Source organism: Advenella kashmirensis WT001, from assembly GCF_000219915.2.
GTDB classification, from domain to species: Bacteria; Pseudomonadota; Gammaproteobacteria; order Burkholderiales; family Burkholderiaceae_B; genus Advenella; species Advenella kashmirensis.
In genome coordinates, this window is record NC_017964.1 from 34,229 (window position 1) to 49,232 (window position 15,004).

Below are 15,004 nucleotides of genomic sequence, written 5' to 3' on the forward strand. Positions count from 1 at the left end.
TGGATAGTCCAAGTTTGGCACCTTCCAATACCACCATATGCTGTTTTTCTGTCTGGTTGACACTTTCAAACAAATTTTATAAACTACATTTTATATTTTATAAAATGTAAAAAATAAAGAAAATGAGACAATCCCAGGAACGGACAGTGCTTATCACGGGTGCCAGCCATGGTATCGGGCTGGCCATTGCGCACAAAATGGCTAGCGTCGGCTGGCAAGTGATAGGCATTGCACGAGGTGGGGATCGTGAGAGCTTTCCTGGGACATTGATGGCATGCGATTTGTCTAATATTGGCCAGACGCACACCGTGTTGCATCTGATCTCGCAGAATCATCATATTGATGGAATCGTCAATAATGTGGGCATTGCATGTCCCCAGCCTTGGAAAGTGTGGATTTGATCACGCTGACCCAAGTGTTCGATCTGAATGTTCGTGTGGCGGTACAAGTCACCCAGCACTTCATTCCCCAAATGAGAGCCCGCCGGTTTGGTCGCATTATCAATATCTCCAGTCGCGTTGTGAACGGGACAGCCGGACGCACCGCCTATGCTGCTGCCAAAAGTGCTCTGCTGGGATGCACTAACACCTGGGCCGTTGAGTTAGCCGACAGTGACATTACAGTCAACGCAATACTGCCAGGTCCGATAGAAACTGCCATGTTTCGCAAAGCCCGGCCTGTTGGTAGCGCTGAAGAAGCGAAAATGCTGGCCACCATTTTGCTGAACCGATTCGGCACACCGGAGGACGTAGCCGAAGCTGCGGCATACCTGCTGTCTGACGGTGCTGCCTATGTGACAGGGCAGCATCTGGGCCTTGATGGAGGGCGCCGATGAGCATCGGCGCTTTAATTTTCCACTTTTAAAACAAGGACAAACAATGCAATTGAATGATTCGCCACGTGTGGCACTAGTGACAGGAGCAGCTGGCGGCATTGGATTGGCTGTCGCTCGCCGCTTCTCCGAGATGGGCTTGCGGATTTGCGTGTGGGACGCACACGCCATGCAGGCGGATTCTGTCAATGCAGATACGCGCAACATATTGGTTCAAAAAATCGATGTCACTGACTATCGGGCAGTTACGTTAGCGTTGGCAGAAATCAGAGAGACATGGGGGGCAATCTCCATTCTGGTTAACAATGCGGGTATTTCGCCCAAGTCTGCCGATGGTAAGGGTGCAGGCGTACTGCAAGTCGAACCAGAGCAATGGCGTCACGTTGTGGAGGTCAATCTGACCGCCCCCATGATGCTGATTCAGCAAGTGGCGCCAGACATGATTGCACAACGCTGGGGGCGCGTCATCAACATTGCTTCGCAGGCTGCCAGGACAAGAGCCAGCGTTCCGGGTGTGGCCTATGTTTGCTCCAAGACTGCAGTCCTTGGATTGAGCCGATATGCGGCCGATGAGCTGGGTCCGCTCGGCGTTACCGTCAATACGCTGGCGCCGGGCAGGATTACTTCGCCGATGACCGACGTAGTAAAGCCCGAGGTCAATGCCGCATTTGTCGAAAGAACACCTGTACGGCGCTTGGGGACTCCTGAAGACGTCGCGACCGCAGCATCCTTCTATATCACGGAACAAGCCAGTTTTCTGAACGGTACTGTTCTGGATGTAAATGGTGGTCTTTATATGCCATGAGGACTCCAGTGAAAAATTAAAAAAGATAGGACAACAAAACCCAAAAAACGAGGAGATGAACGATATGGTCAAAACTATTTCAGCTTATTTTTTTATTACAGCAGGCCTGCTGACGCATGCTTCCGTGCTGCATGCGCAGACGTATCCTGCGCGTACGATTGAAATGACCGTACCGTACGGTGCCGGTGGCACCACCGATGCGGTGAGCAGACGCCTGGCTAGTTACCTGGAGAAAGAGCTGGGTCAGCCTGTCGTGGTGGTCAATAAGCCGGGAGCACAGGGCACACTACAGGCAGCGCATCTTGCCCGAGCCAAATCAGATGGCTACACCATTGGTATCCTGGGGTACACGGCAATTACATATACCTCGCAACTGATGCAGGTGCCCTATGAAAGAAATGACTTCGAGATGATCGGCGCCATCGGTAGCACCAGCTATGGCATTGTGGTGTCCGCCGAGTCGCCGATCAGGAACGTCGATGATCTGGTTGTTGCAGCGAAAAAGCCCGAAGGCGTGGCATACGGGATTACTGGTGCGCCCAATAACCTGCCTATACTGCGTCTGGCGAAAATGACCGGCGGTGTGTTCGAACAGGTGTTATATAAATCTGGGATGGAAGCGGTAACGGCTGCTGCAGGCAAGCATGTACAAATGGCATTGCAGAACCCGCCCGACTTTGCTCCCTTGGTCAAATCAGGATCGCTCAGACTGATTGCCTCTGCAAGCGCGAAGCGATTGGCTGCCTTTCCTGAGGTGCCTACCATGCGTGAACAAGGCTACGATATTTCGACAATTGGATTGCTGGGCATTGCCGCACCTAAAGGGATACCCGATGAGGCACGCCAGAAGTTGGAGGCTGCTGTCATGAAATCGGTCAATGATCCAGAGTACATCAAATTCATAGAAGGAATTCATGGTATGCAAGCAACGCCGATGGCGGGTGCTGCATTCAGGAAAACGGTAGATGAAGGCTATGAGGCGATGGGACGCATGATCAAGGAACATGATATTGCCCGTATCAATTGATCTTCAGAAATTTATACGTGCGTCTTTATCACAACAACATAATGTCTTTACCTGGATTCTCAGGATCAAATTTGACAATTAACAGGATGCGTCTTGGATGAACTATTCAAATATCCAGACTTGTCTCGAAGTGTAGTGCAGTAGTCTGCAATATTTTGGAACTACACATAATAGAAACGGAGATAAAGTTAATGCTAGCAGTCAGAAAAACGAGTCCGGTGCATGGAGTATCGCTGGATGATATTCCAGAACCCGATAGTCCCGCTTCTGGGGAGGTCATCGTCGCGGTAGTTGCAGTCGGCATTTGTGGATCTGATGTTCATGTCTATGAATGGACATCGGGATATGAATTTATGCGTTCTCGATTGCCGGTTGTATTGGGACACGAGTTTTCAGGAAAGATCGCAGCTGTAGGAGACGACGTGGTCGGCCTACGAGTGGGTGATTCGGTGGTTGTGATGCCGGGCATCAGTTGCATGCGTTGCGTGACCTGCGCGCGTGGCACACCGCATTTGTGCCCGAACAAAGAGACGTTGGGGCTGACTCGGGACGGTGCATTTGCCAGTCATGTACGTGTGCCCGCATCGGGTTGCATACCTATTCCAGCGGAAACGGATTTGTCGCTGGCGGCGCTGACCGAACCACTGTGTGTGGGCGACAACGCCTGCGACGTAGGGCAAGTAACTGCTGGCGACACTGTAGTCGTGCTTGGGCCCGGAACCATCGGACAGGCAATTGTGCGCGCGGCACGTTGGAGGGGGGCCAGTCGTGTCATTGCTGTCGGCATGAACGACGCTGCCAGGCTTGAGGTTGCACAAGCAATGGGCGCAACGCATTGCATTGATCTGGCAGACGGCATCTCTTTGCAGCAAGGTATTCATCGTATTACAGGTGGCAAACCTGCTGACGTTGTGATTGAAGCTACTGGACACGCATCCAGCATCACGGAAGGGCTCCAGATTTTGCGTAAAGGTGGCATTCTTGCTGCTGCAGGTATACACGCCCAGCGTGCATCCTTCGATTTGACGGAGATGATCCGCAACAAGCAGCAAATACGTGGTGCGCATGGTTCGCGCCGCCAGAATTGGGAGCGCATAATCGATCGCATCGTTCACGAACCGGAATCAGTACGGCCCATGATATCTATGGAGTTGAAAATTAATGATGCGGAGCAAGGCTTCCGCCAGTGTCTTGCGCGCTCGGTGTCCAAGGTTATTCTACGGCCAGACTAATTTTTTTCTATATCTGGATTATATCAATATCAATTTTTGAGACTGCATTTATGAATACTGAAATCAAGACACCCTTAAGTACCCCAGGTTTCATCGCAAAGGGCAAGAACATTGTTGCGCATACTCTTGCGCGTGGTCTGAAACGCCATGGCGTAGAAGTGATATTCGGCCAAAGCCTGCCGAGCTTATTGCATCTGGCATGTGAAGAAATCGGCATCCAACAAATCGCGTATCGAACTGAGAACGCTGGCGGCTATATGGCAGATGGATATTCTCGCATAAGTGGCACGCCTACTATTGTGACTGCCCAGAATGGCCCGGCGGCAACATTGCTTGTTGCTCCTCTAGCCGAAGCCATGAAAGCCTCGATCCCCGTCATTGCACTAGTTCAGGAGGTTGCGCGAAATCAGACCGATAAAAATGCATTCCAGGAGTTCGATCATGTCAAATTATTTGACAGTTGTGCTAAATGGGTTAGAACATTGAGCGTCGCTGAGCGTGCAGAGGATTATTTGGACCAGGCGTTCATGGCTGCGTGTTCCGGCAGACCTGGGCCTGCCGTCTTGCTTTTGCCGGCTGATGTGCTTGCTGAGGACGGTCCGATTTCGACACGCAAAGCGAGTTTGGGGAGGTATCCTCTGGACCGCAGCGTGGCAGCGCCCGATCTTGTGTCAAAAGCGGCAGAATTAATCGCTGTATCAGAGCGCCCTATCATCATTGCCGGTGGTGGAATACACAGTTCGCAAGCGGCCGAAGCGTTAGCGCAGCTGCAGCAATTAGCGCATTTGCCAGTAGCAACAACAAACATGGGTAAAGGCGCTGTCGATGAAAACCATCCGCTGTCGTTGGGCGTTGTCGCTAATGCTCTGGGGCCTAATAGCCTGACAAAAAGCCAAGCCGGGTTTGTCAAAAATGCCGACACTATTTTGCTGATCGGTAACAGAACAAACCAGAATGGGACCGAGAGCTGGACACTGTATCCACAGGGTGCCAACTATATCCATATAGACATAGACGGTAATGAAATTGGACGGAACTACGAAGCGCTTCGGTTAAAAGGCGATGCGCAACTAACTATTCAGGCATTGACCGCTGAATTGGGTAAGTGTGATCTGCAAAAGCGGATTGCTGCCAGGCCCGTGCTGGAAAAGCAAATTGCTGCGAACAAAGCGTTTGACCTTCAAGCGTCTACTGCCGTACGCACTAGCGAACAAACGCCTATTCGTCCCGAGCGTTTAATGCACGAATTGCAACAAGTGCTTAAGTCAACTGATATTGTCGTGGCCGATGCCAGCTATTCCTCCATCTGGATTACCAATTACCTGACTGCAGCACGGGTTGGTCAACGTTTTCTGACCCCACGGGGATTAGCGGGGTTGGGCTGGGGGTTCCCGATGGCATTGGGTGCAAAAGTGGCTCAGCCCGAAGTTGATGTCTATGCGGTGGTGGGCGATGGTGGTTTTGGCCATGTGTGGTCAGAGCTGGAGACGGCAATTCGGATGAACATCAAGGTGACGCTGTTTGTCATCAACAATGGCATTCTGGGTTTTCAGAAGCATGCGGAAAATAAGAAGTACGGCGACCATACATCGGCCGTGAATTTCGCGCAGGTCAATCATGCGGCAGTAGCGCAGGCTTGCGGCTGCCTGGGAATTCGCGTTACTGAACCTGATGAATTGCAGCAAGCGATCAAACAGGCCAAGGCGTCGGATAAGACCGTTTTGATTGAAGTGATTTGCGATCAGAATGCATTTCCGCCGTTAACTTTCTATTCCGCGGAATGATACGGAAAATTGCATTCATGGCTGGCGTTGCCATTTACAGCCATCGGTAGTTAGGGTCCGATGGCTGCGGCGAAAGGAGCGTCCGCCATGAGTCAAGCATCTGGATCGTGCGCTTGTGCAGCAACTGCTGTCACGGTGTAGGTGAGGTGCTTTGAAGTAGGGTCGGTTTTACCAATACTAGGAACAGCGCCGTTATCGACAATAAATGTCGCAGGTGGCATACGTTATTTCAGAGTCCACAGGGAAAAGGTAATGAGACAATATATAAGCAAGTTCGGTATTTTAATAGGGCTAACATTGGGTGTGTCCGGAATGACTGCCGCGGAGTCGTTTCCAGAGGCACCGATAAGTCTGGTTGTCAATTATGGAGCGGGAGGTGCGACGGACGTCGCATCGCGACACCTGGCTAGCGGCATGGAGAAATATCTGAGCCAGCCTGTCGTTGTTGTTAATAAGCCGGGGGCGTTGGGAACGATGGGACCTGCTTTCCTGGCACGACAAAAAAATGATGGGTATACCTACGGCCTAGTCACCTATAGTACTGTGGCCATTGCTCCACATCTGATGAACGTTCCGTATACAATCGACGACTTTGCGTTTGTAGCCGGTTTCGGTCGGTTCCGGTATGGCGTTGCGGTCCGTGCTGATTCACCATATAAGAGTGTCCAGGATCTGGTGACTGCCGCGAAAAAAAGCAATGGTCTTTTTTTTGGAGCGCCATCAGCACCTAACAATCTGGCCATGTTTGCGTTGGCAAAGGTGACAGGAGCAAAGTTTGAGCAAATTCTATATAAGTCAGGCTCAGAAACTGTAACTGGGTTACTGAGTGGACAGGTGGACGTCATTGTTCAGAATCCGTCTGACATCATCCCTCAAATAAAAGCAGGGAAATTGCGAATGATCGCGTCTGCAAGCCCTGTTCGCTGGCCAGAATTGCCCGATGTGCTAACTCTCAAGGAGCAGGGGTTCTCTGTTGAAATCGACTCGTGGCTTGGCGTCGCAACGCCAAAGGGTACTCCCTCGTCGCGTGTCAAGGTACTTGAAGCGGCGGCATTAGCTGCGATGAAAGATCCTCAGGTTGATAAGAATTTCAAAGCGATTGGCATTGATCCAGTAGGTTTGACGGGGGCTGAGTATAGGAAGGCATTGGAAGAAGGCAGTAAAGTTATGGGCAAGGCAATAAAGGAGGCTAATCTGCCAAGAATAGATTAAGCCACATCATCAGTATAAGTGGCGTTCACACCTAGATTGCGTCTTTATTTCGTGTCGAAATTTTGGTGCTAAGCCCTATTGCGGCGACGCCAAAATGCGCAATAGTGGTACGGGACAGGAGAGATACACTTCAGATTCGATTGCTAAATAGATTGCTTGCGCGCCAACACATCGCTTGATTAAAAGTTAAACTAACCAGAACTGTACCGCACCAAGCCAGCCAATCTCATTCATTGTGAAACACAGCACGTGAACGCCTTCCCATTTTCAGAAACAGACCCCATTGTCTACGCCGGCCCGCCACCCAAATCGTCCGATGTCGTGATCATTGGGGGCGGCATAATTGGTATTACAACTGCCATTTACCTTGCCGAGCGCAAGGTGGCGGTAACCGTGCTGGAAAAAGGCCGCGTGGCAGCCGAGCAGTCGTCGCGCAACTGGGGCTGGATTCGCAAGCAGGGCAGGGATGAGGACGAGCTGCCTATCATGATCGAAGCAGCCCGGCTATGGCCACAACTGGTGCAGGAATGCGCAGAGGATATCGGGCTTCGGCAAACCGGCGTGACTTACCTGGCCAGTTCTGACAAGGAAATGGCCGAATTCGACGCGTTCATAAAAATTGCCGCGGCACACGACATGGATACACGGATGGTCGGCGCAGGTGAAGTCTCCGAGCAGATCAAAGGCATGTCGGGTACATTCAAGGGCGCAATGATCACGCCTTCGGATATGCGGGCTGAGCCGTCGCTGGCTGTTCCTGCGTTGGCCAGGCTTGCTCGTCGCAAGGGCGTGACAATCGTTGAGAACTGCGCAGCCAGGGCGCTTGAAACTGCGGCCGGCCGCATTGCCGGGGTGTGGAGCGAGCAGGGGTATATCGCAACATCATCCGTCCTGCTGGCGGGGGGCGCATGGTCGTCGCTCTTTTTGAAAAAACACGGCATTACAATTCCACAACTGGCAGTCAAGGCAACGGTGGCGGCAACGCAGCCAATTCCTGAGTTTCACGCTGGCGCTGCCGTTGAAAAACACATCGCTTTTCGCCGCAGGCTGGATGGTGGCTATACGCTCGCCCCTGCCGGCAGCCACCGGCTTTATCTTGGGCCCGATAGCTTGCGGCACGTTACGAAATATATTCCCGCCTTGAAAGCCGACCCTCTGGGAACGCGTTATGCGCTCCGGCGCCCGCGGGGTATCCAGATGCTGGAGGACTCCCCGTGACTGGACGCCCGACACGCCAAGTCCTTTTGAAAGCATGCGGTACTTAATCCAGCGCCCGATGCGTTGGACCTTCGTTCAATCGAGCGCGGGTTCAAGCGGCTTTTTCCTCAGATGGAGCCTGTTCGTTTCCAAAAGAGTTGGGCCGGCATGATTGACCTTATGCCCGATACGGTTCCCATTGTTGATTGCGTGCCTACGCATCCCGGTCTCGTTGTTGCAACAGGGATGAGTGGTCATGGATTTGGGATCGGGCCTGGCATGGGTCGCGTCGTTGCGGATCTGATCCAGGGCAACGACGTGGGGCATAAGCTGCATCGCTTTCGGTTTTCCCGTTTTACCGACGGGAGCCCGATTAGGTTGGGCACGTCGCTTTAGGAAACGGCAGAGATGAGTTGTTCTAGAGAACCGGAATAGGCTTCATCACGACTGTGTTTCAAGGACCGTAGACGGCAGCGCCGCGCGCTCCCATTGCTGTGTTAATTCACGATGTAGAAACAACCTGGTTGGATTCAATTTGTCGATCCACTGTCTGATTCGTCTGAATCACGGCCTAGTTGAGCGTAATTTAAGGGGAGCACAGTCGTAGACTTCATTTTTTCCATCGCAAACGATGAGGTCACGTCAAAAATCTCGATTGTTCTGGTCAGGCGCTGGTAAACCGCGTCGTATGTTGCTATATCCGGAACGACAATTTTCAGTAAATAATCTACGGTGCCGTTCATGCGATAAAAGTCTACAATTTCGGGTATGGCCTGTACGACTGCGCTGAATTTTTCATACCAATCACGATTGTGTTTATTGGTTTTGATGAAAACGAAAACGGTAACGTTCAGGTTGAGCAGATTTGGATTGAGCAGCGCCACTTTACCCATGATATGGCCGCTGGCCTCCAGTCTTTGGATTCTTCGCCAGCAAGGGGTTTGCGAAAGATTTACCCGATCCGCGATTTCGTTAATAGATACTGTTGAATCCTTTTGCAGAATGTCTAAAATAAGCAGATCAGTTTTGTCCAAAATTTTTCCTGTGTCGTTTGTGATCGGTCACCTCGATTTAATTATTCTAACCGACCGAGCTTTCATGCATTGGGCATCAGGTAATTGACATGTGTACTAATACGTTGACTATCAACGCCATATATATGCAGCGACACCGCAACTTCAGCGCTCTGGTTGACCAACTGATGAATATCGGCAAGCCCCGCCGGCGCCGAAACAACATCTCCTGCTTGACGAAGGATTTCGCCGCACTTTTCAGCGCGTCGGGCCTCTGCGTTCCATTTATAGTGATGTTCTTTGAGTTGACCTTGTAATACCTTGTAGGTGCACCAGGTTCTATGGCCATGTACCGGACTCTGCTGCCCCGGGTGCCAGACCAGCAGCATGGCCGAATATCGACCCAGCTCGTCTGCATAAACCAGATGACGTGTGTACGTGCTGGAAGGCAAGGCCAGCGCACTTGGCGGTAACAAAGGCAAAAGCTGTTCGGCTTCGTCCAGTAAGAGGGAAATACCATTTAAAAGCCGTTTCTGATTGGCTTGCATTACGCCGTCAATATCGACAGACATTCTGTTCAATACGGTCTGGGCGTGAAGAGAGTTAAGCATTTTCGTCCTACATTTATTTTGCCAATGCTATAAATTATAGGAATATATAACTGGAATTAATTTGCTTATATTTAATGATAATAAGTGATTATTAGAATTATTTTCCCAACAATAGGAGTTTTGGTAGCTCGTCTTTTTGGTAACTCGTCGATGAGGGCGCTCCGAGGCATTGGACAAGGAAAAAACGGCGCCAAAAAATGATGGTATAAAAAGATGGCAATTGAAATGACAATGAAACCCCGCTGTTGCCCGAAGTCACGGCAATTTTGCAGGAAACACTTCGTCGGGATCACGTGGACTGGCGGCGTTTCTGTCATTGGCACAACAGTATAGGGGTCAGCAGGCAGGTTGATTCCCCGCGATTACGTTTCTGACCCGTCTTCGTATTGAACCAGGATATGCCATTCGGCATAAACCGATGGCCGCGATGCGTTCTCTGCGTTTACCGTTACGTCCCAGGTGCAGCGGGCATGTGCGGGTTTTGTTTCGGCAACTTGTGTCAATGCAAAACGGGCCGAGACGTGCGATCCCGCCACAACCGGAGCGGTGAAGCGGATTTTGTCGAAACCATAGTTCAATGCCATGACGGCGCCGGGAAAGGCGATGCAGCTTGTCTGCCAGTAGGTCAGCAGCGACAGGACGAGAAATCCATGTGCAATGGTGTTCTGGTACGGTGAATACGCCATCGCTCGCGCCGGGTCCACATGGATCCATTGATGGTCGTGCGTTGCCTGCGCAAATCGATTAATCATCTCCTGATCAATCAGCAGCGGTGCCGATGTGATGGCCGGCTGCCCGACAAATTGAGTAAGCGCGGCAACGCAATCGAACTCCTGTATGGTACTGGTACGGGTAGGGGCGGTTGTCATGGCAAGAATATAAGTGAGCACAGCGCCGTGGGTGTGCTGTGCAGGTTGTGATGCAGGCGACAGTCGGGCTCTCTGCGGGTTGGACCAATGGTGTGTCTTTTTCTATATGGGCAAAGCCTGACTACGCAGTTTGCGTATCCGGCCCGCGAGTCTGGCGGTATGCCTGCGCCTTGGCAACTTCGTGGCGTAACTGGTCGAATCCAGTGCCAGGCACCACTTCGTTCTGGCGATCGGCAATGTCTTCAAACCGATCCAGCAGCACGTTGGCCGAGCGTTCGCTCTCGTCCAGATATATGCCATGTGTCATGGTGATGTTTGCCTGTTCAACGCTACCGGCGCCTGCCATCAGAATGGTACGGTTGGGGGCGTTCTCTGCAACGAGCGCAACCAGGGCCGGGCTGACCGATGCAGGGGACAGCATATCCAGTGTTTGCTGCTCCAGCAGCCCCTCTGTCATGGCCGTGGCTGCCGTGGGGGCAAGGCAGTTCACATGCACGCCATTGCGTTCGCCTTCCTGCGCCAGGGTCTGCATCAGGCCGACCAGCGCCATTTTGGCAGCACCGTAGTTGGCCTGCCCGAAATTACCGTAAAGCCCCGAAGAAGAAGTCGTCATCACGATACGGCCATAGTTCTGAGCACGCATCCTGTTCCACACGGCGTGGGTGCAGTGCACCGACCCCATCAGGTGCACCTCCAGCACCAGCCGGAAATCCTCCAGAGTCATCTTGGCAAAGCTTTTGTCACGCAGGATGCCCGCATTATTCACCAGAATATCCACACGACCCCACTGCGCTATTGCCTGTTCGACCATCGCCTGAACCTGTTCTGGATCAGTGACATCGGCGCCATGAGCGATCGCTTCTCCGCCGGCCGCGGCAATGGCCTGGACAACGGCTTGCGCATCCGAATTTGGCTGATCTGCGCCCATGTCGTTGACCAGGACCCGGGCGCCGTGGCGGGCCAGTTCGAGTGCGTGGGAACGACCAAGACCGCGGCCTGCGCCGGTCACGATGGCAATGCGGTTGTGTAGAAGAGGTGTCATGGGGTCTCCGTGTTATACAAATGTTCAGGGGGGCATGGATGCAGCCATTTCGGCATCGGTCCGGATGACCCCGGCACGTTCAAGCTGTGCGATGGTGTCCTCGCTCAGGCCCGCTCGCGCCAATATAGAATGGGTATTCTGGCCCAGGCCAGGGGCACCGTCAACCGTGGGCTGCCCATCCTGCTCGAAAACAAAGCCTATGCCGCGGGTACGCACCTGGCTGTTGCCCTGATGGAACCAATGGTCTGGAAGATCGACGCAATCGGTGGTATCTGCCTCGTGAAGAAATTCTTCGAGCTTTCTGACCTTGGCTGCCGGGACACCGGCGTCGCTCAGCATCGCTTCCAGTTGCACTGCGCTGCGGGTCGAAAAAGCCGTTTTCAGACGCGTCACAACATATTCATTGTCATTAGGCACGACAAATCCGCTGGGGGCGTTGAAGGCAACAAGGTCCAGTGCGCGCGCATCTTCACACAAATCCTCAACGCCAATCACAGCTGTGAGTTTGCGAAACTGTGCGGGGGTGTTGGCGGCAACGGCCAGCCAGCCGTCCGAGCAACGATATGTATCTGCAGCCGGGCTGCCGGTATATCCGCGGTTGCCCACACGTCGAGTCGGCGTCCCATCGCTCAGATAAGCGCAACTATTGGGGTACATGAGCATCAGCGAGGCCTGGATCATGGATGCATCGATGTACTGACCGGTGCCCTCGCGCGCCTGCGGTGTAGCGACGAGACAATAGAGAGCGCAGCCAGTATACCGACGGCCACATCAATAACAGGAAAGCCAACCTTGATGGGGGGCGCGTCGTCTCCTTCCCCCGACATCATCATCATACCGGTCAGGGCCTGAACGACGTGATCATAAGCGCCACGTTGCGCCCAGGCACCCTGTTGTCCGAAGCCCGAGATGGAGCAGTACACGATGTCAGGCCTGACTCGCCTGATGCTGGCATAGTCCAGGCCATACCGGGCGACAACGCCGGGACGGAAATTTTCTATGAAGACGTCAGCCGATGCCGCCAGTGTGCGCAGCAGATCGGCGCCCTGTTGTGTCCGGATATCCAGCGCCAGGGATTGTTTGCCGGCGTTGATGGCGGCAAATCCAGTGGGGGTGTCGGTGTCCGTTGCGGCCTTCATTGAGCGCAGCACTTCACCGGCCAGCGGGGGTTCCACTTTGATGACTTCTGCGCCCAGCTGTGCCAGATAAAATGAAGCAAGGGGCCCGGCGATGACATGCGACAGATCCAGGACTCGGACGCCTTCTAACGGTTTGGACATGTATAACTCCGGTCAGCCGACGGTCACGCCGGCAAGCTTGATGATATTTACCCATTTCTGATATTCGCTGCGCACAAATGCGGCATCGGCTTGCGGGCTGGCGCTATGCTCTACGTTAATCCCGCCAGCAGCAAACTGGCGCCTGACGGCCTCGTCCGCGAGCGCCTTCGTGGTCGCGCTGTAAAGCGTATCGACCGCTTGCTTTGGGGCGTTTTTGGGTAGCCAGAAATCAAACCAGAATTCTTGTATCGCCAAATCACTATGCAAAACATCGTGCAGGGTGGGGACGCCAGGCAGCTCGGCCAACGGCTCCCTGCTTGTCACAGCCAGCGCGCGCAGCTTGCCTCCTTTGGCTTGCGGAATGGCCGTGCCTGCGATGGTGAACGCAAATTCGGTATCACCGCGCAGCAGTGACAGCGGAATTTCCACTGAGCCTTTGAATGGCACATGCGTTGCCTTGGCTTTGAGCAAAGACACGAAGGTGGCACCGCCAAGGTGGGCAGCCGAGCCCACGCCGCCGGAGCCATAATTCATTTTCCCGGGATTAGCCGTTAAAGCCGCAATCAGATCCTGCACGTTGCGGTAGGGCGAACTGGCCGCCACGACCAGCACGCTGGGCGATGTGCCCATAATGGTGACGGGAATGAAATCATTGAGAGGATCAAAGTTCAGTTTGGGCTGCAATATCTTCTGAATCAAATGAGAATTGGAACCCATCAGTACGGTGTAGCCGTCGGCGGGTGCATGGGCAACATACTGGGCAGCCAGTACACCGCCAGCCCCGACTTTATTTTCCACCACGACGGGCTGCCCCAGCGTGACGCTCAGAGCCGGGCCGAACTGCCGCATCATGATGTCAGGTCCGCCACCGGCTGGGTAGGGGACAACGACGCGGACAGCTCTTGAAGGATAGGTGTCCGCTGCCTGAGATGCGGCGGTCTTGACCAACAGGCCGGCGCCCAGGGCGCCAAGGCAAAATTTCCGGCGATGCATGCTTGTCTCCTTATAATGCATCAAGCGTAGACGATCGCAGTGAATAGAAAAAGTGATATATTTTCATATAGCGATAACCTTCTGTTTGATGCTGTTGGATAATATTTCTGGACAACAATATTGATCGAACCTGACTATCTGGTCGCCAAACTGCGCTTTCGGCACTTGCGTTTGCTGACGGAAGTACAAACCCGCGGCAGTTTGCGGGCGGCAGCGCAGGCGCTCAGCCTGACGCAACCGGCATTGAGCAAGGCGCTGACGGAAATCGAGAGTGCCTTTGGCTTTGCCCTGTTCTTACGCACAGCGCGCGGCTTGACGCCAACAGCGCAGGGCGAAGTGGTGCTGCGCGGGGCCACGATGCTTCTGCACGAACTATCACACCTTCGTACAGAGGCCATCCAGGCCGAGCGCTTTGCAACCAAAATTCGTATCGGCGCACCGCCATTCGTGGCGCAAACCTATCTGCCTAGCGTAATTGCCAAGCTAGTAAAGGGCGAAGCGGCCGTTCGGGTGCACGTGCTTGAAGAAAGAGTGCCGGCCTTGATTGGTGCCCTCCAGCGAGGGGAGCTGGATGCGCTCATCACCACGTTTCCCCAGCAAACGCTGGCCAGCGAAGCTGAGGCTTTCGAATACATTAAGCTGTTCGAGGTGCAGTTCGCCGTAGTTGCAGCCGTGGGACATCCACTGGTCCGTTCGCGGCGCCTGGACTGGGCTCGTTTGGCAAAGGAACAATGGGTGATGCCTGTAGAAGGCTCCATGGGGCGCAAGCTGATCGAAGACTGCTTTACCCACGCAGGCTTGCCTGCGCCTGTGCCGGTGATCGAATCGACCAGCCCGACCACCAGCTTGCAATTTGTCTCTGCTGGTCTGGGCATTGGTATCGTGCCCGATGTTGCGCTTCTTCATCACAGCACGTTGCAGACCGGACCCGTCAGGCAGTTGCGCGTGGCGCCCGAACCCCATTCGAGCTCCGTAGCATTGATCAGTCGTGCCGGTGCGATCAATCCCCGGGTGGCTTTGCTCAAAGCGGCGCTGGAGTTGTAGGTCGTACGGGGGAGATATAAGGTATTTGAATCGGTTGTAAAGGCAGCGCTCAGCTGGTCTACC

At 53.4% G+C, this 15,004-nt stretch carries 11 protein-coding genes and 3 pseudogenes; 8 read left to right on the plus strand and 6 right to left on the minus strand.

From position 1 onward, the window contains the following. The first annotated feature begins 122 nt into the window (after positions 1-122). The 7 genes and pseudogenes from TKWG_RS00155 to TKWG_RS00185 all read left to right on the plus strand — a co-directional run bounded on the left by TKWG_RS00155 (position 123) and on the right by TKWG_RS00185 (position 8,485). Positions 123-835: pseudogene (locus tag TKWG_RS00155) on the plus strand (SDR family oxidoreductase). 43 nt (positions 836-878) lie between these two features. After that, on the plus strand, positions 879-1,637 hold the full coding sequence (locus TKWG_RS00160; RefSeq protein ID WP_041708793.1) for an SDR family NAD(P)-dependent oxidoreductase: 759 nt from the start codon (positions 879-881) through the stop codon (positions 1,635-1,637). A 64-nt stretch (positions 1,638-1,701) separates the two neighbouring features. Further along, positions 1,702-2,664 (plus strand): tripartite tricarboxylate transporter substrate binding protein, encoded by a 963-nt coding sequence (locus TKWG_RS00165; RefSeq protein ID WP_014748857.1) that lies wholly within the window; start codon positions 1,702-1,704, stop codon positions 2,662-2,664. A gap of 191 nt (positions 2,665-2,855) precedes the next feature. Then, a complete protein-coding gene (locus TKWG_RS00170) occupies positions 2,856-3,896 on the plus strand; it encodes a zinc-dependent alcohol dehydrogenase (RefSeq protein WP_014748858.1) in 1,041 nt (346 codons plus the stop codon). Between the two features lie 50 nt (positions 3,897-3,946). After that, positions 3,947-5,680 carry an acetolactate synthase catalytic subunit gene (locus tag TKWG_RS00175; protein ID WP_014748859.1) on the plus strand — a complete coding sequence of 578 codons (1,734 nt, stop codon included), beginning with the start codon at positions 3,947-3,949 and terminating at the stop codon, positions 5,678-5,680. Between the two features lie 252 nt (positions 5,681-5,932). Beyond that, positions 5,933-6,892 (plus strand): tripartite tricarboxylate transporter substrate binding protein, encoded by a 960-nt coding sequence (locus TKWG_RS00180; RefSeq protein WP_014748860.1) that lies wholly within the window; start codon positions 5,933-5,935, stop codon positions 6,890-6,892. Between the two features lie 321 nt (positions 6,893-7,213). Next, positions 7,214-8,485, plus strand: a pseudogene (locus TKWG_RS00185) (NAD(P)/FAD-dependent oxidoreductase). A 134-nt stretch (positions 8,486-8,619) separates the two neighbouring features. On the opposite strand, the gene TKWG_RS00190 reads toward TKWG_RS00185, so the two are convergent. The 6 genes and pseudogenes from TKWG_RS00190 to TKWG_RS00215 all read right to left on the minus strand — a co-directional run bounded on the left by TKWG_RS00190 (position 8,620) and on the right by TKWG_RS00215 (position 13,897). After that, positions 8,620-9,123 carry an Lrp/AsnC family transcriptional regulator gene (locus TKWG_RS00190; protein WP_014748861.1) on the minus strand — a complete coding sequence of 168 codons (504 nt, stop codon included), beginning with the start codon at positions 9,121-9,123 and terminating at the stop codon, positions 8,620-8,622. A gap of 62 nt (positions 9,124-9,185) precedes the next feature. Then, the gene (locus tag TKWG_RS00195) at positions 9,186-9,713 is read right to left on the minus strand and encodes a cysteine dioxygenase family protein (protein WP_041708795.1); all 528 of its coding nucleotides are present in this window, start codon (positions 9,711-9,713) and stop codon (positions 9,186-9,188) included. 362 nt (positions 9,714-10,075) lie between these two features. After that, complete coding sequence (locus TKWG_RS00200; RefSeq protein ID WP_014748863.1) at positions 10,076-10,603, minus strand: MaoC family dehydratase; 528 nt, start codon at positions 10,601-10,603, stop codon at positions 10,076-10,078. A gap of 100 nt (positions 10,604-10,703) precedes the next feature. Then, positions 10,704-11,624: an SDR family NAD(P)-dependent oxidoreductase gene (locus tag TKWG_RS00205; protein ID WP_014748864.1), complete on the minus strand. Its 921-nt coding sequence runs from the start codon at positions 11,622-11,624 to the stop codon at positions 10,704-10,706. 24 nt (positions 11,625-11,648) lie between these two features. Further along, positions 11,649-12,904, minus strand: a pseudogene (locus tag TKWG_RS26780) (CaiB/BaiF CoA transferase family protein). A gap of 12 nt (positions 12,905-12,916) precedes the next feature. Further along, positions 12,917-13,897, minus strand: coding sequence for a Bug family tripartite tricarboxylate transporter substrate binding protein (locus TKWG_RS00215; RefSeq protein ID WP_014748865.1), 981 nt, complete (start codon positions 13,895-13,897; stop codon positions 12,917-12,919). Positions 13,898-14,017: 120 nt separating this feature from the next. On the opposite strand from TKWG_RS00215, the gene TKWG_RS00220 reads away from it, so the two are divergent. After that, positions 14,018-14,941, plus strand: a complete 924-nt coding sequence (locus TKWG_RS00220) for a LysR family transcriptional regulator (protein ID WP_014748866.1) — start codon at positions 14,018-14,020, stop codon at positions 14,939-14,941. Positions 14,942-15,004: the final 63 nt, after the last annotated feature.